The organism is Bacillus cereus group sp. N8, assembly GCF_016483685.1.
Classification (GTDB): Bacteria; Bacillota; Bacilli; order Bacillales; family Bacillaceae_G; genus Bacillus_A; species Bacillus_A proteolyticus.
On record NZ_JAEHBK010000047.1, the window covers coordinates 1 to 20,855 of the forward strand.

The window sequence follows — 20,855 nt, forward strand, 5'->3', positions numbered from 1 at the left end:
TCATTAACATAAGAGAATAGTAACGTGCTTTCACCTTCAAGAATAGTCTAAATCCTTAAGTTGATGGATGTGGGGTAGCACCACATCACCATCAACTTAAGAAATCCAGTCACCCCCAAAACGAAAAAGCTAGCTTCTTATTTGAAAAAAGATAAGAAGTAAGATTTTTTTGTCTACTACGATAATGATGGGTTATGTTAACCTACATCATGTATGTAGGTTTTTTAGTTCCGTTAAGATTATTATTGATTTTAAAGGTACTCCATCTCAGTTAATTGAATAAAGGATTAATAAATTTAATGGATTGGAGAATTTTATGAATAGGTGGCGTAAAAATTTAATCAGTACATCTCGTGGGAATTTTGAAGTATTCGTAAAAGGAAAAGGTGAGCCACTTTGTGTGACCCACCACTACTCTGAATTTAATGAAACAGGAGATTACTTTGCAGAAACTTTTACAAAAACTCATAGAGTATATTTAGTTAATTTGAGAGAAACTGGTAATTCGGAAAAAGCTTTACAGCCTTATCAACTAAGCATGCTAGAAACGATTTTTGATTTGGAAGCTATTCGTGAAGCTTTGGGTTTGGATCAATGGGGGTTTGCAGGTCATTCGACTGGGGGAATGTTAGGGATTATTTATGGAATCTATTTTTCAAGTAGCTTGAGATACAATATAATTGTTGGAGCATCTGCAAGAGAATATTTTACGTTTTCATCCGAGTGTATCTATAATTCAAACCATCCTCAATTCACTAGAATGCAAGAGCTAAATGAAGCCTTAAAACGTTCTGACTTATCAGCAGAGGTTAGAAAAGAACTTTCAATTGAAAGGACAAAAATGTCTTTATTTGAGCCGAAAAGGTATTCAGAATTATTTAGACTAAACATTACGAAGAAAATGTCAGCTGTACGTTTGAACTATTTTAGTCGAGAACTCCAAATATACGATGTTACTAAAAAGTTAAAGCTAATCACATCGCCAACATTGATAATGTGTGGAAAATATGATGTACAATGTCCATTGCCATATTCATTAGAAATGAAAGAGTTAATTCCAAATTCTAAACTAATTATTTTCAATGAAAGTAATCATTATCCATTTCTAGAAGAATCAAAATTATTTAGTAAAGAATTTGATCTATTCCTTGAAGAACAATTTACACGATTTAACTAACGAGTGTGTTAGTTGATTTATTTCCGATAACAATGATTATGTAAGTATATAAAAGTAACTAAGATTTTGTACTATCCATAAAGCAAAAAAGACGTTATCCTTTCTGTAGAATTATAGGAAAGGATGGCGTTTCTTTATGAATCTTTCTGACGAACTTCAACCGATTGCTGAAGAGTTACAACGACATATGTCTCCTCATGTTCTAGAACACCTAGCCAAAGAAAAGGGATTCGTTCAGCGAAAGAGTAAATATCAAGCACAGGAGTTAGTTGCTTTATGTGTATGGCTTAGTCAACAGGTCGCAAGTACATCACTCACACAATTATGTAGCTGTCTTGAAGTATCTACAGGTGTTCTTATCAGCCCTGAAGGGCTTAACCAACGATTTAATGCTTCCGCAGTACAGTTTCTTGAACAAGTTCTATCTAACCTTCTAACTCAAAGGATTTATTCAACACAAGAAATAATTCATCAATATACCACGACTTATAAGCACATTAGGATTCTAGATTCTACAACATTTCAGCTTCCAGATAAGTTTTCTTCACATTACCAAGGTTCCGGTGGAAGTAGCCATACGGCAGGAGTTAAAATTCAATTGGAGTATGATCTATTGAGCGGAAAGTTCCTGCACGTTTATGTAGGAGAAGGAAGAGAAAATGATAAAACCTTTGGTTCAACAAGCCTACAGACCATTCAACCAAAAGACTTGTACATAAGAGATTTAGGCTATTTTGACCTACATGACTTACAGAAGATCCATGATAAAGGAGCTTACTATATCTCACGTTTGAAATTAAATTCTCGAATCTATCGTAAGAATGATGAGCCAGAGTATTTTCGAAATGGGACCGTGAAGAAAGGAACACTTTATATTCAGTCAGATATGGAAGAACTCATGAATCAATTGCCCCCTGGTCAAACAATGGAGATTTCAGAGGCATACATTGGACAGTATCAAAAATTGCCAGCTCGTGTTATTATTCATCGATTAACAAAGGAACAAACAGAAAAAAGGTTGAAAGAACAAGCCAAAAGAGAAAAAAAGAAAGGTATTATCTACAAAGAACGGAGTAAAAGGCTGAGTGGAATCAACGTGTATATTACGAACCTTTCTGCAGGAAATGTTCCAACGGAACACATCCATGACTTCTATTCATTACGTTGGCAAATTGAAATTTTATTTAAAACATGGAAATCTTTCTTTCAAATTGACAAGTGCAAAGGAATCAAGAAAGAACGCTTAGAATGTCATTTATATGGGCAACTCATTAGTATTCTACTCTGTTCATCGACGATGTTCAAAATGCGTCAGTTACTCTTGGATAAGAAAAAGAAAGAGTTAAGTGAATACAAATCCATCTATATGATAAAAAATTATTATCTATTGTTTTATGAAGGATTACAAAAGGACATCCATGAATTATTAAAAGTTTTACTACGCTTGTTTTATTTTTTAGAGAAAAACGGGAGGAAATCTCACCGGTACGAAAAGAAAACCGTCTTTGATATCTTAGGTGTTGTGTATGATTATACGTTGTCACAAAGTTTCAAAGTTGCATAATTTTTTAAAAAATACCTATTTAATAGGTTTATTTGTTATGCCCATATTTAGTACAATCGTAGAAATTTTTAAATATACCCCTCACATATATCCTCTTAGTACCCTTAACTTGATGGCGATGTGGTGGGACCCCATGCCTATCAACTTAAGAAAAGTAAACACCTCAAAAACAAAAAATGAACTGATTTCCCAAAATTACTAACTATAGAGAAATAAATTTTTCGTTTAGGGGGTACTTAAAAACCTTAGCTTGATAGCGATGTGAAGGGACCCCATATAGAAATAAAGCGTTATTAAAGAGTTTTGTTAAAAATTTGTTATGTTTGACTTAAAAAAGGAAAATAATATTTATTTGTAGAAAATTTTTAAGGATAAAAATGAATGTAAAAATAGAATGACTATCTATGATAAGAAAAGGGGGCACTTATATATGCTAACAAATGATTTAGATTTTCGATTAGAACCACGTTTAAAAGAACTCTATGAACAACATAAAATAAGAGCGCAGAAGATAGATTGGGGTTATCATGAGTTTTTACCATGGGATAAGGGAATGGACTTTAAAAGAGTTCCTTGGGATGAAAGTCAAGTTACTCTTCCTTCTGGTGTAATTACGGCCATTGAAACAGCTTTATTAACAGAAGTGAATTTACCATGGTTTACAACGTATTTATCTGCGACTTTTAAAGGATCCCTTTCTGTTATTACAGACTTTATACATACTTGGACTTCAGAAGAGGATCAACATTCGAATTTATTGGAGACGTATTTACTACTCACTCGAAGTGTGAACCCTAAACGATTACATGAATTAAGAAAGTCAGTCGTTGAGGGAGGATTTGAACCTGATTTTCATACACCAATCGAAGCGATGACGTATACGACGCTACAAGAACTTGCAACGATGGTGTTTTACAATAATGTAGCTAAGGTTTCAAGTAAGCATGATCCAGATCTTGCTACATTATTACGCCGCCTTGCAAAAGATGAGACTCTTCATTATGCGTTTTATCGAGATGTCATTCGAACACATTTGGAATTGGAACCTAATTATTGCTATCATATTGCCAATGTGATTAAGAATTTTAAAATGCCAGGTGCCGTCATGCCTGATTTTGAAAATAGAATGGCTATAATTGCAAAAGAAGCGAATTATGGACCACTACAATATTTTGATCAAGTACTTGATGTAGTGGTTGATTATTGGGGGTTAAAAGACTTACGACCAATTGCGCCTTTAGCTGAAAAAGAAAGAATTGAGATTTTGGAATACCACACAAGATTGAAAAAAATACGGGATCGATTTGGTCGTTTTCAAGGGAAAACTGATCTACGTTAATGAGTATAGATTTCAGAATATAAGCGGGGAAATTACCCTTCCCTTTATGGGAAATCTGACACAATCCCTATTGTTTTGGGGTGTTTTTTACTTAATTTAATTTTTATTAAAAAAGTGGTTGACGATAAAAATGATTTTATGATATTATAAAATATTTGATAAAAAATCACATATATGTTAAGGTTAAGAAGGTTACCATATATGGAGGTGGATTATATGTTTCAAATTGGCGATAACATTGTTTATCCAATGCACGGAGCAGGTATAATTGAAGCCATAGAAGAAAAAGAATTCTCAGGAAAAAAACAACAGTATTATGTTATAAAAATGTCAATCAGTAATATGCAAGTCATGATTCCTATGGGTAAAATACTAAGTTCGAGTATACGCCCAGTTACTGATATACTTGCATTAAAACACATTATACACATTTTTCAGCATGGAGAATCAGATAAATTATTGCCGTGGAAACAAAGGTATAAAGTGAACACGGACAAAATAAAAACGGGTGAAATACAAGAAGGTGCTGAAGTTGTACGTGATTTAATGCGTATGAAGAAAGAAAAGGCACTGAATACAAGCGAAAAAAAAATGTTGGATAACGCACATGAATTTTTGATTAGTGAACTAGGATTAATTAAAGGGATCACTGAAAATCAAATAAAAAGTTTCTGTTAAGATTCATTATAGATAATGTATTAAATCCCCCGAAAATATCCTGAATTTTTCGGGAATATGATGATTATTAAAAGTAAATCATTTCAAAGACATTCAACTTCTTCAACTCACTTTTAGAGTAGGAACCTCTTTTGTTATTACTTCAATCTTATCCATTTTTATTTTTAAATTTCTTTTACGAACGTTCAAAGTTTCATCAAATAACTCGATTAAATAGTCACTTGATTTTTGCAATCCTGATTCACACTGGCACGGACAAGGAGCCGTAAGGATGAAAGAGAGGTAGGGCTTTCATTGTTTTAGGTAATATATTATCTAAGTCATTATTTCTAGAAGAAAAAACAATCAATCTCACCGCTATCTCTTTAAGAGTTCCTTAACATCTACTGAGACAGTGAATAGTAATTGTTTATCTTCTTTACGTAAAATTGATAAACGAACTGGTAACACCATATGGTCAACTACAAAAAATGGTTTCCAGACCAGGAAACCATTTTTAATCTTATTTACATAACAATAGTAAATTAAGCAGTAAGAAGGAGTGCACACATGAAAAAAATGTTAACAAAAGAATTAAGTAATGAATTAAAGAAGCGAGAAGGTATTATTTCTATTACAGTTGAGCCTTATGAAAAAATCGAAGTTGGTGGAATTCGTGTAGATGGACCAGCTGTTATTCTAATTAATCAAGAATAGCTAAAAATAGTTGAATGAACGAAGAAAAGGATCAGCCTTTACGCGAAGGGAAGATCCTTTTTGTTTGTTGTTGATAATAATAGGATATACATAAATTTCATCGGATGTGATGGGGTTAAAAGGAAGGAGAGGGTCGGGATTATCATGGTGGAAAGCTTAATATTGGTAGTATTTCTTTTTATTTTATATAAATTAGTTGATAAAAAAACAAACTAATTATTTGAAACGATAGATTGTTTTCTTTTTAAGAGCGATATTTATTTTATAGTGAAATAGATAATTTAAAGGAGGAATTTAGATGGATGCAAGGAAAGAACGCATAAAATATGAGAAGATGTCAAAGAACTATAACCGTATTTATTTAGTTTCGTTTCTCCTATTAATTGTACTTGTTTGTACTAGTGTGATTATCATAGGAGCTACAGGGGGAAAATATGGAGTGTTTTTGTTGTTAGCAATTTTACTTAACGCACGGATTACTAAAGGATCTCAAAAAAAGTATGAGCAGTATTCTAATAAAGGGCGTATTTAAAATGATAAATATCTTGAAAAGAACAACCTAAATGTACATTTAAAATATCCCTATATCAGTACCTATTAATTACTAAAAAATAATCTTATATTAATAATTTTTTAGTAATTTAGGAATAGAAAACGTACCTTATTAAAATGTTATTTTCGTTCATATAATGAATTATCCTTCTAGCATATTTATAAGATTTATATCATATATTAGGAGAAAGAATGCAAGTTAGAAAGGAGTCTTATAGAATGAGTTATTTGGAGGAAAATGACTTTAGTGAACAAAATATGGTAAGTGTACCTAACCCCTACGTATATCAGACATTACAATCAGTAATTGGTAAACTTGTGGTTATTGAAACTGTAAGAGGTAATGTAAGAGGAAAGTTAAAGGATGTGAAACCAGATCATTTGCTCATTGAAGATACGGTACCGTATATTGTACGTATTCAACAAATTGTATGGATTATGCCAAAACAATGATTAAATTACATCTAATTTGATTTATAACAGATTGGCGTCATAGACGACCAAATAAAAACACAGGGTTTTATCTCTGTGTTTCTTCAAATTTTCTTTTTTGAATATATGCTTGAGCATGAATAATTTCTTCCTGAAGTTCTTTTAATTCTTCCATAGATCCTGATTCAATCCTCATGTAAGTAGTAACTAAACTAATCATCATATCCATCTTCTCTACTATATTTTGAATGACCTGTTCAGATTGCTCTTTTTTTGGGTGTTGTATTGCTATTAATACATTTTCTAAATAATTGTTCTTTCTTTGCCGGATATCATTAATAAACTGTTTTGTGTTTGAGTTCATTTGTTTTTCCTCCGTTTTGTATATATTTCCATTCTATCATATTTGAATAGAAAATATTGGATTTCCCTAAATGCACATCTGTCTAGTACATCTCCTCAAATATACAAACTAATCCCTTAACGTACAGGGAACTGGATAAAATGTGTCTAAATTATGTCTAAACGTACAATTTTCTTTTTTGATATGGTGCCCCCACATCCATCAACTTAAGGAGAATAAACGCCATCAAAACAAAAAAAGCCCCAAATTTTTCTTGAAAATAAGTTGGGGCTTTTGAAACAGAAAAGTATATTTTTAACTATGAAAACTACGATAAATTTTTCCTACTTATTAAATTCAGCAAGTAAAATTTTTTTAAAAGGATTAGGACTGTCAGTTCTACCCAAACTATTCCAATTGACGACCAACGTATGCTTGCCTCCAAGTTTACCTCCAACAAGAGTAGTAAACCCTAGAATGCCACCTGTGTGTCCCCATATCGAGACACCGCTTGGAAGCTTAGTTTCATAGATTCCAAGACCATATCCATCGATTCCTTCTTTTCCTGTAGGAACTGTAGTAAGCATTTGTTTTAGTTGCTGTTCTTTCAGTAATTTGCCACCGAGCAAGTAAGAGAAAAATTTGTTTAAGTCGTCAGCAGTAGAAATCATATCTCCAGCAGAGCTACCTGCACTTGGGTTATAATAAGTAACGTCTTTTAGCTCACTTGCTCCGTCTGGTTGGACATATCCACGGGCATGGTTAGTGCCTGGAATAACACTTGAGTTGCCTGGTAGGAATGTATTCGACAATTCAAGTGGTTCAATAATTCGATTTTCAACCTCTTCCGCATAGCTGTTTCCAGTTACTTTTTCAATAAGGATACCCAGTAATACGTATCCTGTGTTTGAATAAGACCAGCCCTTTCCTGGAGCAAAGTCTGGGGGAAAAGAAATCCCCATCTTCACTAACTCTTCAGCCGTATACGATTTTTTTGTATCCGTAAAATCAACGTCTTTTGACCTTGAGTATTCAGCGATACCACTTGTATGGTTCAATATCTCCTGGATAGTAATCTTGTTACCATCATATCCATTTCCTTGAATGACACCAGGCAACCAGTCTTCGATGTGGTCGTCTAGCTTCAGGCGATTCTCTCCAACTAATTGAAGTACAACTGTTGCGGTGAACGTCTTCGTCACACTCCCAATGCGAAAGCGAAAATCTGTTTTCATTGGTTTCTTGGTTCTCAGATCCGCTATTCCAGCGGCATACCCCCACGTTTTTCCACCCTCAGAAGTTTTAGCAAGTATCCCCGGGTATCCAAGTTGCAATGTATCCCGCATTGCTTGCTTGACGGAAGTACGATCTCGTTGAGTATTTGTTTGTAACGAACTAGATACATTTTGAGTAGGCTCTGCTTTTACAATTGAGGTTGGTGTTGTATATAACAGGGAACTTCCAGCTATTAAAAGGGCCAGACTTGCACATGTAATTTGAATACGTATTTTCATAAGGCATTCCTCTCCTCTATTCATATTGTATAAGTGTTTGCTTACTGATCCTTACTTCCTGAAAAGACTTAGGGAAAGGCCCTCACGCATATAGATTAAAGCCCCAGTACAAAGGTATCTATCAATACCAACAATTTGAGCCAGTTAAATCTCCATCCCTTCTATAAAAAAATTATTCAAAGGTATGAAAGCATATTATGTACCCTTAGTTATTGTTAGGATTAACACAACATGAGACATAGCCCCAACCCATATTTTACTTTATTTATCCATGATATGTATTGAGAAAGAATGTAAATTCGAATCCTTTCCGTACCCCAACTATTGATCGTTTTTTTCACCTATTATAATTAGTTATTTAGAATTTCATAATAAAAAACTGTAAAAAAATAACGAGTCCCTTAACGTACAGGAAGCGGTTGAAAAATATGTCTAAACGCACAATTTTCTTTTTTTGATATGGTGCCTCCATCGCAATCAAGCTAAGGTTTTGAAGTACCCACTAAATGAAATTTTTCTTTCTCTATAGTTAGTTATTTTGAGAAGTCAGCTCATTTTTTGTTTTTGGGGTGTTTACTTTTCTTAAGTTGATGGGTGTGTGGTGCTACCCCTTCATAACGTTCTTTGAATAGTTCTAAGTCCTCTGGTGCGGGTTCATTATCACATAGCTTTTTAAAAGATATCATACGAATATCATTTTGTAATAAATCAATACGCTCTTCATAAAACGTTTTGTCGAACCCTTCTTTGTCAGCAACATCATAATGAAGTTCTGTTTGTGATCTACGCTTTTTCTTATAAGAATCCATAAGGATTTTCTCTTTTTCGTTAAACATCATGATAAAAACGGTACGCTCTAGATTCATGATTTGGTTTGCTACGCTTAATGTTTCATCTAACACTTTTGCGCGTTCTTCTTCACTTAACTTCATAACTCAATAACAATGACTGTAACAAAAACGGTCGTTTTTGTTACAGTCAACATTTTAAAGTTTGTATTGAAATTTCGAATTTATAGAAGTATCATATACATATTCAAACATCTGAAGATGTATATGATACTTCTATAAAGAAAAAATAACCAATGGAGGTGTTGGAATGGGAAACGAAATGCAACAATTTAAAGCTGATTTCTTTAAGGCCTTATCTCATCCTTTGCGAATAGGTATTCTTGAATTATTATCCGAGGGTGAAAAAAGTGTAAATGAAATGCAAACTATTCTAAATAAGGAGGGTTCAGCTGTTTCTCAACAACTGAGCGTACTACGTTCAAAAAATATTGTTGTTGGCACCAAAGATGGAAAAAGAGTTTTATATTCACTACGGGATCCTATGATTGTGGATTTATTAGTAGTTGCAAAGCGAATTTTTAACAACCATTTAATCGATACAATTTCAATGTTAGAGGAACTGGATGAGACAGAGCGTGCACCGATAGTTAAGGAGGGATAGGTTGAGCATTGAAGTTAAGAAAGAAGATTTCATCCAACATGGGATTGAGATATTTCGCTCAATAGGAGCTCATCACATTTGTAAAGTTTGTATTAAAAGTGGGAATTCCTGTTGTTTTTCATGCCAGCATTTACAAGATGGCGTTGGATGTCAAAAAAGAAATACAGCTTGTACAGCTTGGTTATGTGGGATTCAAGGTTTTTTATTTGATCAAATAGGGTTATTAGATGAATGGACTCGTTTTTGGATTAAAATTCCAGGGAAGATGTTTCGTAGAGATAGTACCCCAGATAGGGTAAGGATTACATCGTTTATAGATACGAAGAAGCTAGATAGTCGAGCCGGGGAACTTCTAGCAGAAAGGTTGGAATCCTACGTACAACAAGGTGGAGATATAGGTAAATTAGAGCGTCATTTAAGCAAAACGTATAGTAAATATTAAGATGATGTTTTCTTATGGAGTAATGAAAATATCCTGAAATAAGAGCACGAGAAATACATTTGTAATTCAGATTTATTAAAAATAGAAAAGAAGGGTTTGTAATGAGAGGATTATTTACCGGAAGGTTTGAAGGATATTCATTGAGGCATTTTCAAAAAGATCTTCTTTCAGGAGTAATTGTTGGAGTTGTTGCGATTCCACTTGCTATGTCTTTTGCAATAGCCTCTGGTGTTAAGCCGGAGTATGGGATTTATACAACATGTATTGCCGGGATACTTATTTCGCTATTTGGTGGTTCAAAGTATCAAATTGGAGGGCCTACAGGGGCTTTTGTTCCGATTCTTTTAGGAATTGTAATTACCTATGGGTATGAAGATTTACTACTTGCTGGTTTATTAGCTGGAATTATCTTATGCCTTATGGGAATTTTTAAACTAGGATCTTTAATTAAGTTTATCCCACGACCTGTAACAATTGGCTTTACATCAGGTATTGCCATCATTATCTTTACGGGACAGATTGCTGGTTTTTTAGGTCTAACAGGTATAAAAAAGCATGAGGAATTTATAGTAAACCTGAAGGAAATCTTCACTCATATCGGTACTATCAATTTTTACAGTGTTATAACTGCTTTGATTTGCCTTTTTGTTATACTCATAACACCAAAGATTTTGCCAAAAGTACCAGGTTCATTAATAGGTGTTGTTATTTCAACTTTAATTGCAACTGTATTTTTCTCAGGTCATGTACCTACTATTGGTACAGCATATGGTACGATTCCAAACACACTTCCTCAGTTTGATATACCAGAAATCACATTAGAGCGTATAAAACAGTTAATTGGTCCTGCATTTGTTATTGCCATGTTGGGTGGTATTGAATCTCTTTTATCCGCTGTCGTGGCAGATGGTATGACAAATAGTAAACACAACAGTAACAAAGAGCTTATTGGTCAGGGAATTGCCAATATTGTTACACCGTTCTTTGGAGGAATTCCAGCAACTGGAGCGATCGCTCGAACAGCAACTAATATTAAGAGCGGAGCTACATCTTCGATGTCAGGTATTATTCACGGGATATTTGTGTTATTCACACTTCTACTATTGGCTCCATATGCTTCACATATTCCACTTGCCAGTATGGCTCCGATTTTAATGGTGGTAGCTTGGAATATGAGTGAACAAAAACATTTTGTTCACATACTTAAAATGAAGACAGGGGATTCCCTTGTATTGCTTGTAACATTTTTGCTTACTGTATTTACTAGTTTGACAACAGCTGTAGAAATCGGTCTTATTTTAGCTATTATTTTGTTTACAAAACGTATGAGTAATATGCTTGTTATATCTAAAGTGCTTCCAGATCACACAAAAAAGAACGAAAAATTATTACCACACGTGGTAAATAAAACTCATGATTGTCCACAAATTAGCATTTACACAATAGAAGGTCCACTGTTTTTTGGTGCGGCTCAAACATTTGAACAAAACATTCTAGCGACCATTCATTATAAACCTGAAGTTTTAATTTTACGTATGGGAAAAGTTCCTTTTATCGATACAACAGGAGAAGCTTATTTTAGGAATATTGTTCAGCATTTTAAAAAGCAAGGTGGCGTACTTCTTGTTTCAGGAATTCAATCAGAGTTAAAAACAACTCTAGATAAGAATGGATTATACGCTGAGATTGGGGAAGAGAACTTTTTTGATCATACGGGGGAAGCAATTAACTGTGCTTTAGAATATTTGAATACGAAAAAATGTATAGGGTGTAAGCATTTCGCTTTTCGTGAATGTACCAGTTTTTCTCAGCAATCTCAAGAAGGGAATACAATAAATAATAAAGCAAATGCATTGGATTTTTAAACAATTTATTTAACGTACAAAGTTTTTTTGATGTCTAAGAAAAAATTCATTATAAACCTTGGATATAAAGGAGAATGAACAATGTCTGAATTTAACGATCAAGTATTAAATATTTTAGAAGAAGTATGTGAAAATGATATCGTAAAAGATAACCCAGATGTGCAATTATTTGAAGAAGGGGTTCTAGATTCTTTTGGTACAGTATCCTTATTAGTAGAATTTCAAGAACGCTTAAATATTGAAGTCTCTATTTCTGATTTCGATCGTGATGAATGGGCGACACCAAACCTGATTATTAAGAAATTGAAAGATCTGCGATAAAATAGATGGTTAAGAGATAGATAAGAAAAGCTTCTTAAATTTCAGCTTAGGAATTGTTTTTCTTACAAAGGCGGAAAAAGGAAATTGAAAATAATGCTTATCTATTCGCATGCATGATAAAGAGTGGAGGAAATAAAAATATGTCTAATTTACCAAACTGCCCAAAATGCAATTCAGAATACACTTATGAAGATGGGAATCTATTTGTTTGTCCAGAATGTGCTCATGAATGGACTTTAGAATCAGAAACTAACAATAGTGAAGATACAAAGGTAATCAAAGATGCAAATGGAAATGTTTTAAATGATGGTGATTCTGTAACAGTAATTAAAGACCTCAAAGTAAAAGGAACTTCATCAGTCGTAAAAATAGGTACAAAAGTAAAAAGTATTCGTTTAGTTGATGGAGATCATGATATTGATTGTAAAATTGATGGTTTTGGAGCTATGAAATTAAAATCTGAATTTGTTAAAAAGGTATAAATACGATTTTAATACAACAGAACTAGTTTGATTCAATCGTTTAAATCTAATGAATATACAACATTTTCAAGATAGAAATGAAACAACTTTTATAATAGAAAGGCGCCATTCATGATAAGTATTCTTGAATGAGGTCTTTCTATTTTTTGAACTTATCTCAACCATACCCGTGTACTTTTGGAAGATGATGCGTAAATATGCTAGAAGCATAAGAACCAAAATTACTTAATAAGGAAATTCGGCTTTTCATTTAGAAAATAATAGATTAGCGTGGGTTTTATGTCATGTGGTTGGCGACCCCTATTATGGGTCACCCCTAATCATTCATTAGTTAGCTACTGAAAATACTTTGTTTCAATTGTATGATTAGGGTGTATGATAATAAGTTTAAAAATTATAGAGAAAACCCCGATTTGATTATGTTTGGAAATAAAAGTAAGCCTATGACTCAAAATTACATGTATCTTGGCTGTACCCCTATGTTCACCTGTGTTTTTAGAAGAACTAGCCTATTCTTGGTCCATTGGAGAGGTAATGTTATCTTTATATGTATCAATGTAGATATTTCCATTTGCAGCAAGTACAGCATACGTAACATCTTTGTAGCGAAGGTTACGTTTTTTTAGTTCACATTGTAATTCTAACTCCGTCTGATTGTTTTGCCTTAGGTTCTCTGTCATAATTTCTCCATCCATAATTAGCTCGATGGGGAGTTTACACTCTTTTTTTGTTGGTATATTTAAATCTTGTTTTGTAACAGTACGATATTCAGGTTTTTTCAAAACAGATATTTTACCATTTGTTTCAACTACGACATAAAGAACTTCTTCAATGTTAAAAATACCATTCTCTCTTAATTGTTGGTTTAAATAATCTAGAGAATAGCGCATTTTTCGCATATTATTTTCTAAAATTTTTCCGTTTTCAATAATGACTGTTGGATTTCCGGCAAATACTTTTCTGCCTATCCGACTTTTCATGGATATATAACTAACCATTAAAATGATAAATACTAAAATAATAAAAGCGATAACTGCATGATGAGTTTTTACGTTTAAATTAAATGCCAAATTTGCAATAATACTTCCGATAGAGATAGCACCAATAAAATCAAAGGTATTCATTTCAGCGATAATTTGCTTTCCTAATATTTTAGCTCCGATAAATAAAATCGAGAAAGATAACAGTGTTCTCAAAATAATCTCTATATGTTCAGACACGAGTAGCTCCTCCTTTTGGGATTGCGTGTTCGTATTATAACAATTTATATAAGGCTAGTATGTATCATTGTAAAAGAATTTATTATGTTCAATAGCATTAAATAGTTCATGTAGATGAATTAATCTGGGTTCCGTTGCCAAGTTTCTCAAGAGATAAAAAGAGACATGAATGTAAGAGGAAATATAATGATGTTGAATGCTTTGATACAGAGTACATTTTTTGAAATCGAATAGACTATGAATTATCAAAAAGAGATTGGATTCCCCTAAAGAATATTAACTAGTTAAATATGAACTGATTTGAATTACTGGGATATGTTTTCTGCCTACAAAATCCTGTATCACTCTCACCTATCCAGAAAATCATAACTTTTTAAACTGGTGATTTCTTTGAGGAAAAACAATCATGTACCGACAGATATAAATATTTTAAGAACGTCCCTAAAATATATTTTTGGTGTTTTTAAATTAAATGAGAAGTGAGTATGATATGCATTGTTTTCTTATTATCTAAATAAGAGTTTCTTAAATTACTTATATAAAAGCTAATGGACGAGTATTAATACTTATGAAGTAACTTTTATCTGATAAGAAAGGGGCATCAGATTTATGAATAACCTTAATTTCCTTTGTGAACAATTTGCTAAAATTCTTAATGGAAAAAGCAACATAAATTAGGGTGTTTGTTCTGTCTCCTTGCGTCGTAATATTAAAGTGTTTGTTCAAGGACGACCAAGCACCTCAGTGATACCGGTTGGGATATCTTTTGAATCGTTAGATCAAAATGGCAATGCGTTGAACTTGGGAGAAATCACTATTTTACAAGAAGAAATTCCTTTATTTATGCAATCAATTGTTCAACAAGGGATTATTGTTAGCGCCTTACATAATCATTGGTTATATATGAAGCCATTGATTATGTATATTCATATCCAATCTGTTGAACCACCATTGAGTTTTGCAAAAAAATTGGCAAATTCCTTTTCGGTTTTAAGTAGTTATCCAATTACTGATAACGGGAGCTAATGTTAAGTAGATCCTATTTATTCATTTCTCATTTTAGATATTCCATTTGTTGGTAATTTTTTATCATTTGGTTGCTGGTTCTGGGCCTAATTGCTTGAGGAACTAAAATATAGTCAGTGTCCAAATTGGTCACAGGACTTCAACCTTAGGATTTCTCCACCAGTTGCCTGTCAGCTACGAGGCGACTTAACTCTTACCTCGGTTGGACTTTCACCAACTAACAATTAACGGTTTGCTGGGCACACAACATAAAAAAAACCGCTCCTTTTCGAGCGGTTTCCTCTTAGAATGAAGGTTATCCATTCTATGTGGCAATGTTTGCATGAAAACAATAAAAATTAATAATTTCCTACACAAAAAAACAGAAACAGAAAAACACTATCCAGCATTACGTTCCATTACAAAAACCAAACAACCCTTTTCAGACCATGGTTCATGTTCTGTATTAGGTCCATAACAGAGATAAGAACCTGCTCCATACTCAACATCATTGCTGATAAGAGCTCCATCTAATACGAATAATTCCTCGGTATCCTTATGCGTATGTTGAGGGAATTTTGCCCCCGGTGCAAATCGTACGACATAACGCAGTTCACCATTCTCATCTCGTAATGGAATTTGTTCTATACCATCCATAACAAATTTCTACTCACTGTTTGTGATATCAACGGAAAATAAATCTTTCATGTTATCATCTCCTTCTATACAAATAGTAATTTACGATGATATATTGGTCAATATGAACAAAAATGAACTATTCTTCAGGAGGAATGAATTATGGAAATTCGTTTGTTACAGACATTTCAAGCTGTTGTCCAATGTGGTAGTCAGATAAAAGCAGCAAATCTGCTGCAATACGCACAATCTACCATCACTCTACACATCAATCAATTAGAAGAAAAACTCGGCATCAAACTGTTTGAGCGTAAAGGAAAACAAATGGTGCTAACCGAAGCCGGAAGACTTGTGAAAGAACAGGCAGATATTTTATTAAATCAAGTGGATGTAATCACCGAAACCGCAAAAGAATTTTCAATCGGTCAGAAAGGACTTATTCGGATTGGAGCAATTGATTCCATTGGCAAAACAAATTTGATTTCCGTACTAACAACGTTTATGAAAGAACACCCACAAATTTGTCTTTCCATCGAAAGTGGCGTAACCCAACAATTTAGTCAACGGATTATCGCTAATGAACTTGATATTGCTTTATGTCCCCCTCCATCACCAGAATTAAATCTTGAATTTTATCCGCTATATGAAGAAAAGCTTTGTTTGATACTGCCCATCGACCATCCATTATCTACACAAGAAAAAATTTACATATGCGATTTGGAAGATGAAAATTTCATTTTAACTGGACAATTGTGTGATTATCGGCGAAAAATAGAGCATGGTTTTCTTCATCATGGCATTCATTTACACTCTAATTACGATGCAGCAAGCATGGAGATGGTTTTAAATCTTGTATTGCAAGGGTTTGGTATTGCTATGCTACCTAGCAATTTCGTTGCCAATCCACATCAATACGCTATTCGTGACATCGATGATATTTCATTCGCTTTACCTGTTGGATTAATCCGCAAAAAAAATATAGCCCTCAGCCCTGCTACAGAAAAATTGGTAGCTAACATATTTTCATCCTGCTAAACAAACACAAAAACCAGCTAATGTTTGTCAAGTAGGGGTTTGTGTAGTAACGGAACAGAAACGGCAATAGGAATCCAAACCCCTTAAGGTTTTACCAATATAGGGGTTTGGCACATGCCCATCAAGCTAAGATTTTAAAGTACCTCTACATGGAAATTTTGTGTTCTTATAGACCTAAAATTTATTTTTATCGTTTTGAGGGTAACGTGTTTTCTTAAGTTGATGGGCATATGGCTGTACCCCATCGCTATCAAGCTAAGATTATGTAAAATTAATTTCAGGTGAGAAAATCCCTATGTTCTAATGACTAATTGTTTATCATTTAAAGAATTGCATACGAAATAAACCCTAATGGGTTTGGTTTTTTTAAAATTAAGCTGCATGATTATGAGACATGGAATAATTGTATACGACGCCTAAAATATCAAAGACTGTTTTCTTCTCATACCTATGGGATTTTCGCCCGTTTTGCTGCAGAAGATTGGACAGGCGAAGTAGTATCTTTGATAACTTTTGGGTGTCTTTTTGTATTGTTTGGAATAGAAGAAGAAAATAGTTTTTAATCATATATATGGCTTTATATTCACTAAGCTCTCGTTTTTTCTTCATGAGGAGTAATTGACGCATTTGAAACATGATAGAAGAACAGATTAGAATGGCAATCAATTGACCATACAAATGGCATTCCAATCGTTCTGGTTTTATCTTTTTACAATGATGAATTTGAAAAAATGATTTCCACGTTTTAAATAAAATTTCGATTTGCCAACGTAAAGAATACCAGTCATGTACGTGCCCCATCGGGACAATATCTATAGGGGTGTTTGTCATATACACATTTATACCACTGAGCCGTTTACTACGAGGAGAATATGTCATTCCTTTCTTTTTCTCTCGAATAGCTTGATCTCGTAGGCGTTTTTGTTGTTGTTCTTTGGTAAGTCGATGGAAGATGACACGAGTTGGTACTTTGTCATTCATCCCTACATAAGCATCTGTTATTTCATAGGTTTGCCCTGAGTGTAGAAAATTCATCAAATTCTCTATATCTAACTGAATGTATTGCGTATTCTTCTTTATTCGTCCATCTTGAAAGTACTCTGGGTTAGGATTTTTCTGATAAATACGTGTATTGGATTTAATACGAGAGATATAGTAAGCTTTCTTATCGTGTATATGTTGAAGATCTTTGAGGTGAAAATAACCTAAATCTCGGATACACAAATCATTCGCTTTCACAGTCGGAACGCACAAAGAACCGTAGGTTCGATCATGTTGTTTACCTGGTCCCGTATGAATGTGGAGAAACTGTCCACTTAAAAGATCATATTCAAGTTGAATTTTCACACCAGCCTTATGGCTACAACCTCCTGCACCAGGATAAGCCGATGAAAATACATCTGGAAGTTGAAATGCAGTAGAATCTAAGATACGAATACGTTTAAAAATAGGATTATATGAAGTAGAAAACAGCCTAGATGAAGATAATTTCTGATTCAGAAGTTTAGCTAATACTTGTTGTAGAAACTGCACGGCTGCGGCGTTAAATCTTTGATTTAGTCCTTCAGGACTTATGAGTACTTCTGTTGATGCTTCTAAACAACTACATAACTGGGTTAAGGAAGTTTTTGCTACACTTTGGCTTAGCTATACGCATAAAGCTACTAAATCTTGTGCTTGATACTTACTTGATCGCTGTACAAATCCAACATCTCTAGCTAGATTCTGTAAGGTATTTGGGGATAAAAAACTCTGAATCTCCTGTGCAAATAATTGTAACTCGTCAGATATAGAAACAGACATACAAAAAACGCCATCCTTTCCTATGATTCTACAGAAAGAATAACGTATTCTTTATTTTTTGGACATTTTAAATTGAATATAAGTAGACTTTTTTAATTGTGTTTCACTATAAGGGGTCGCTGTATATCACCATCAACCTAAAAATAGCGAGTTATCCCAAAACGATAGAAATAAGATTTGTTACCATACACCTTTTAATCGAAATCAAATTTTATTAAATATGAATTTTTTTACTTTTTTGTTATTATTTTATTATAGGTCGGTATTTAGAGAACATTATTATATTAATAAATTTGCATAAATCTAAAAGGAGAAGACATGAAAAAATCAATTGAAAAATTAGTTAAATCCATAACAGAATCAACTTCTATAACAGACATATGTGATAATCAAATATGTAACACATTAAGCCCTGTAATAGATTTTTTCATCTTTCCAGAATATCGTATTTTTAATGCGACTACGTATTCCAGCAAAATAGTTTCCTTATTAATTTTTTTAGCTATAATTGTTGTATTTGGACTTCTATTTGAATTCATTCTAAAGAAAGCATTTAAACAAGGTGCTCTTTTAGAATTAACGATAAAAATTTTCGGGAAAATAATGACCATTGCAATACTCTTTTATGGTATTAAAATAGTTATATATTTAATACAGTTAAAAAAATACTAAACTAATTTTTTGTTAGAAAGTCGCCCATCACCATTTAACTAAAGCGAAATTGTATCCCTAAAATGAAAAAAACGTTATCCTTTCCTATGATTCTATAGAAAGAATAGCGTATTTTTTCATTTTAGGGGGTATTTTGTTTTATTAGCTTGATAGCGATGTGGCTGTACCCCTATTACATATTTATTTTTGGAAAAATAGCCTAACTCCAAATACTAATAATACTGTGCCAGTAATACCCTCTATTGTACGATTCACCTTTTCTTTTCTTAAAAAAGTTCTTAATTGACGTATTAGAGAGATATAAAGTAGATACCATATTGCTGTCAAAGTCGTAAATGTGAGTCCCAACAAAAGAAATTGGAAGAAATGACTTTGATTACTCACAATAAATTGGGGTAGAAAACTAAGGAAAAATACAGCCGTTTTTGGGTTTAAGATTGCCGTGGTAAATCCTTGTTTAAAACTTTTAACAGTTCCAATATCCTTAGAGTTTATTTCCACTGAACCTGACATATCTTCTTTTTTAGAAAAGGCATTTTTAATTGACTTTACAGCTAAATAAATTAAATAAAATGCCCCAGCATATTTTATTAATGTAAATAGCATAGCAAATTTCATTAAGATAGCAGAGAGTCCTAGTGTAGCCATTATTGTATGAATCATCATTCCAGATACCGTTCCTAAGACGGTCTTTATCCCACCATTTCTACCATGAGAGATAGTGTTTTTTGTAACTAAAGCAAAACCGGGACCAGGCATCATTATAATAAGGAGTGCTGTAAGGATAAATAGTAAATAATTTTCCATGTTCTGGTATTTCCTTTCTGATTTTTAGTTTCGCTTATAGTATAGCTTTTTTCCTTAAAACATTAAATATAAAAAGTGTGATCAGGATAGTATCATAAACTTTCAAGGTGTTGTAATTGAATTATAGAGGACTTCACTTGAATAATGTTCTTCTGTAAATGAGCGTTTTAATGGAATACCAATTACATAAATAATCAGATTTTTGTATGAAAGGATAACTCAATTAAATAAATTAAGAGCGTTTTTTAATCACTTTTTCTCGGAACACTCTTAATTTTCTTCCGTTTATCGAGGGTATTAGTATCAACTTGACCAAACATTATCCAAAAACTACATTGATAAAACACACAGCAAAGCTATGCATACATTTTCTTTAGACAATTAGCTAACTATCATCTAAGCTGTAATTTTATGAAAATATAATAGCTGATTTCAAACGTGATTGGAAATAAATGTAAGTCTATGACCTATTTTTACACGTATCTCGGCTATACCCCATATTGATATAAAGGCGTTATCCTTTCCTATGATTTCTCAGAAAGAATAACGCCTTTTTCTTTTTAGGGGGTATTTTGTCTAGTTAGCTTGATAGCAATGGGGGCACCATACATGCCCATCAACTTAAGAAATTAATTGTTCCCCAAAATGAAAAAAATGAGCCAAACTCTTATGAATAACTGTGAAAAGATAAAATTTTTGTTATGGGAGGTTTCTAAAAATCTTAGCTTGATGGCAATGTGGTTCTACCCCACACCCATCAACTTAAGGGATATTTTTATACAAAATGCGATCTTTTCACGTAGTATTTTATTATCGTTTA

The 20,855-nt window shown here is 33.1% G+C and carries 19 protein-coding genes and 3 pseudogenes; 15 read left to right on the forward strand and 7 right to left on the reverse strand.

Annotated elements, in window-relative coordinates:
• Window positions 1-316 precede the first annotated feature (316 nt).
• The 7 genes from JDS80_RS27950 (at window position 317) to JDS80_RS27980 (ending at window position 6,459) form a co-directional block, all read left to right on the forward strand.
• On the forward strand, window positions 317-1,177 hold the full coding sequence (locus JDS80_RS27950) for an alpha/beta fold hydrolase (protein ID WP_199640522.1): 861 nt from the start codon (window positions 317-319) through the stop codon (window positions 1,175-1,177).
• Between the two features lie 136 nt (window positions 1,178-1,313).
• Window positions 1,314-2,741 (forward strand): IS4 family transposase, encoded by a 1,428-nt coding sequence (locus tag JDS80_RS27955; protein WP_199640523.1) that lies wholly within the window; start codon window positions 1,314-1,316, stop codon window positions 2,739-2,741.
• A gap of 430 nt (window positions 2,742-3,171) precedes the next feature.
• Window positions 3,172-4,080 (forward strand): acyl-ACP desaturase, encoded by a 909-nt coding sequence (locus tag JDS80_RS27960; RefSeq protein WP_199640524.1) that lies wholly within the window; start codon window positions 3,172-3,174, stop codon window positions 4,078-4,080.
• A gap of 216 nt (window positions 4,081-4,296) precedes the next feature.
• The gene (locus JDS80_RS27965; RefSeq protein ID WP_016079014.1) at window positions 4,297-4,758 is read left to right on the forward strand and encodes a CarD family transcriptional regulator; all 462 of its coding nucleotides are present in this window, start codon (window positions 4,297-4,299) and stop codon (window positions 4,756-4,758) included.
• Between the two features lie 549 nt (window positions 4,759-5,307).
• Window positions 5,308-5,454 carry a BC1881 family protein gene (locus tag JDS80_RS27970; RefSeq protein ID WP_000738547.1) on the forward strand — a complete coding sequence of 49 codons (147 nt, stop codon included), beginning with the start codon at window positions 5,308-5,310 and terminating at the stop codon, window positions 5,452-5,454.
• Between the two features lie 298 nt (window positions 5,455-5,752).
• The gene (locus JDS80_RS27975; protein ID WP_199640525.1) at window positions 5,753-5,986 is read left to right on the forward strand and encodes a hypothetical protein; all 234 of its coding nucleotides are present in this window, start codon (window positions 5,753-5,755) and stop codon (window positions 5,984-5,986) included.
• A 239-nt stretch (window positions 5,987-6,225) separates the two neighbouring features.
• On the forward strand, window positions 6,226-6,459 hold the full coding sequence (locus tag JDS80_RS27980; protein WP_003202925.1) for a YuzF family protein: 234 nt from the start codon (window positions 6,226-6,228) through the stop codon (window positions 6,457-6,459).
• Window positions 6,460-6,526: 67 nt separating this feature from the next.
• On the opposite strand, the gene JDS80_RS27985 is transcribed toward JDS80_RS27980, so the two are convergent.
• The 3 genes and pseudogenes from JDS80_RS27985 to JDS80_RS31740 form a co-directional block, all read right to left on the reverse strand.
• Window positions 6,527-6,802 (reverse strand): hypothetical protein, encoded by a 276-nt coding sequence (locus JDS80_RS27985; protein ID WP_199640526.1) that lies wholly within the window; start codon window positions 6,800-6,802, stop codon window positions 6,527-6,529.
• A gap of 323 nt (window positions 6,803-7,125) precedes the next feature.
• A complete protein-coding gene (locus JDS80_RS27990) occupies window positions 7,126-8,295 on the reverse strand; it encodes a serine hydrolase domain-containing protein (protein ID WP_199640527.1) in 1,170 nt (389 codons plus the stop codon).
• Window positions 8,296-8,900: 605 nt separating this feature from the next.
• Window positions 8,901-9,230 (reverse strand): annotated as a pseudogene (locus tag JDS80_RS31740) (hypothetical protein); the annotation flags it as partial.
• Between the two features lie 163 nt (window positions 9,231-9,393).
• Here JDS80_RS31740 and JDS80_RS28000 point away from each other — a divergent pair.
• From JDS80_RS28000 to JDS80_RS28020, 5 genes are all read left to right on the forward strand, one after another.
• On the forward strand, window positions 9,394-9,747 hold the full coding sequence (locus JDS80_RS28000; protein WP_199640528.1) for an ArsR/SmtB family transcription factor: 354 nt from the start codon (window positions 9,394-9,396) through the stop codon (window positions 9,745-9,747).
• 1 nt (window position 9,748) lies between these two features.
• Window positions 9,749-10,189 (forward strand): DNA mismatch repair protein, encoded by a 441-nt coding sequence (locus tag JDS80_RS28005; RefSeq protein WP_199640529.1) that lies wholly within the window; start codon window positions 9,749-9,751, stop codon window positions 10,187-10,189.
• 101 nt (window positions 10,190-10,290) lie between these two features.
• Window positions 10,291-12,054: a SulP family inorganic anion transporter gene (locus JDS80_RS28010; protein ID WP_199640530.1), complete on the forward strand. Its 1,764-nt coding sequence runs from the start codon at window positions 10,291-10,293 to the stop codon at window positions 12,052-12,054.
• A gap of 81 nt (window positions 12,055-12,135) precedes the next feature.
• Window positions 12,136-12,375, forward strand: coding sequence for a D-alanine--poly(phosphoribitol) ligase subunit DltC (gene dltC, locus JDS80_RS28015; protein WP_199640531.1), 240 nt, complete (start codon window positions 12,136-12,138; stop codon window positions 12,373-12,375).
• A 140-nt stretch (window positions 12,376-12,515) separates the two neighbouring features.
• Window positions 12,516-12,857, forward strand: a complete 342-nt coding sequence (locus JDS80_RS28020) for a zinc ribbon domain-containing protein YjdM (RefSeq protein ID WP_199640532.1) — start codon at window positions 12,516-12,518, stop codon at window positions 12,855-12,857.
• A gap of 509 nt (window positions 12,858-13,366) precedes the next feature.
• On the opposite strand, the gene JDS80_RS28025 is transcribed toward JDS80_RS28020, so the two are convergent.
• A complete protein-coding gene (locus JDS80_RS28025) occupies window positions 13,367-14,077 on the reverse strand; it encodes a DUF421 domain-containing protein (protein ID WP_199640533.1) in 711 nt (236 codons plus the stop codon).
• A gap of 609 nt (window positions 14,078-14,686) precedes the next feature.
• Between JDS80_RS28025 and JDS80_RS28030 the strand changes: the two are divergent.
• Window positions 14,687-15,103 (forward strand): annotated as a pseudogene (locus JDS80_RS28030) (DUF1259 domain-containing protein).
• A gap of 378 nt (window positions 15,104-15,481) precedes the next feature.
• On the opposite strand, the gene JDS80_RS28035 reads toward JDS80_RS28030, so the two are convergent.
• Window positions 15,482-15,739 (reverse strand): cupin domain-containing protein, encoded by a 258-nt coding sequence (locus JDS80_RS28035; protein ID WP_242477445.1) that lies wholly within the window; start codon window positions 15,737-15,739, stop codon window positions 15,482-15,484.
• 141 nt (window positions 15,740-15,880) lie between these two features.
• Between JDS80_RS28035 and JDS80_RS28040 the strand changes: the two genes are divergently transcribed.
• Window positions 15,881-16,753, forward strand: coding sequence for a LysR family transcriptional regulator (locus JDS80_RS28040; protein ID WP_199640534.1), 873 nt, complete (start codon window positions 15,881-15,883; stop codon window positions 16,751-16,753).
• A 372-nt stretch (window positions 16,754-17,125) separates the two neighbouring features.
• On the opposite strand, the pseudogene JDS80_RS28045 reads toward JDS80_RS28040, so the two are convergent.
• Window positions 17,126-18,556: pseudogene (locus JDS80_RS28045) on the reverse strand (IS4 family transposase).
• A 318-nt stretch (window positions 18,557-18,874) separates the two neighbouring features.
• Between JDS80_RS28045 and JDS80_RS28050 the strand changes: the two are divergent.
• Entirely contained in the window at window positions 18,875-19,228 is a 354-nt protein-coding gene (locus tag JDS80_RS28050) for a hypothetical protein (RefSeq protein ID WP_199640535.1), read from the forward strand.
• A 180-nt stretch (window positions 19,229-19,408) separates the two neighbouring features.
• Here JDS80_RS28050 and JDS80_RS28055 read toward each other — a convergent pair whose 3' ends face one another.
• Complete coding sequence (locus JDS80_RS28055; RefSeq protein WP_199640536.1) at window positions 19,409-20,035, reverse strand: LysE family translocator; 627 nt, start codon at window positions 20,033-20,035, stop codon at window positions 19,409-19,411.
• Window positions 20,036-20,855 lie beyond the last annotated feature (820 nt).

Bases quoted from the DNA above. Each gene is read 5' to 3' on its own strand.
- JDS80_RS27950 (WP_199640522.1), top strand. From the start codon at position 317: ATGAATAGGTGGCGTAAAAATTTAATCAGTACATCTCGTGGGAATTTT.
- JDS80_RS27955 (WP_199640523.1), top strand. From the start codon at position 1,314: ATGAATCTTTCTGACGAACTTCAACCGATTGCTGAAGAGTTACAACGA.
- JDS80_RS27960 (WP_199640524.1), top strand. From the start codon at position 3,172: ATGCTAACAAATGATTTAGATTTTCGATTAGAACCACGTTTAAAAGAA.
- JDS80_RS27965 (WP_016079014.1), top strand. From the start codon at position 4,297: ATGTTTCAAATTGGCGATAACATTGTTTATCCAATGCACGGAGCAGGT.
- JDS80_RS27970 (WP_000738547.1), top strand. From the start codon at position 5,308: ATGAAAAAAATGTTAACAAAAGAATTAAGTAATGAATTAAAGAAGCGA.
- JDS80_RS27975 (WP_199640525.1), top strand. From the start codon at position 5,753: ATGGATGCAAGGAAAGAACGCATAAAATATGAGAAGATGTCAAAGAAC.
- JDS80_RS27980 (WP_003202925.1), top strand. From the start codon at position 6,226: ATGAGTTATTTGGAGGAAAATGACTTTAGTGAACAAAATATGGTAAGT.
- JDS80_RS27985 (WP_199640526.1), bottom strand. From the start codon at position 6,802: ATGAACTCAAACACAAAACAGTTTATTAATGATATCCGGCAAAGAAAG.
- JDS80_RS27990 (WP_199640527.1), bottom strand. From the start codon at position 8,295: ATGAAAATACGTATTCAAATTACATGTGCAAGTCTGGCCCTTTTAATA.
- JDS80_RS28000 (WP_199640528.1), top strand. From the start codon at position 9,394: ATGGGAAACGAAATGCAACAATTTAAAGCTGATTTCTTTAAGGCCTTA.
- JDS80_RS28010 (WP_199640530.1), top strand. From the start codon at position 10,291: ATGAGAGGATTATTTACCGGAAGGTTTGAAGGATATTCATTGAGGCAT.
- dltC (WP_199640531.1), top strand. From the start codon at position 12,136: ATGTCTGAATTTAACGATCAAGTATTAAATATTTTAGAAGAAGTATGT.
- JDS80_RS28020 (WP_199640532.1), top strand. From the start codon at position 12,516: ATGTCTAATTTACCAAACTGCCCAAAATGCAATTCAGAATACACTTAT.
- JDS80_RS28035 (WP_242477445.1), bottom strand. From the start codon at position 15,739: ATGGATGGTATAGAACAAATTCCATTACGAGATGAGAATGGTGAACTG.
- JDS80_RS28040 (WP_199640534.1), top strand. From the start codon at position 15,881: ATGGAAATTCGTTTGTTACAGACATTTCAAGCTGTTGTCCAATGTGGT.
- JDS80_RS28050 (WP_199640535.1), top strand. From the start codon at position 18,875: ATGAAAAAATCAATTGAAAAATTAGTTAAATCCATAACAGAATCAACT.
- JDS80_RS28055 (WP_199640536.1), bottom strand. From the start codon at position 20,035: ATGGAAAATTATTTACTATTTATCCTTACAGCACTCCTTATTATAATG.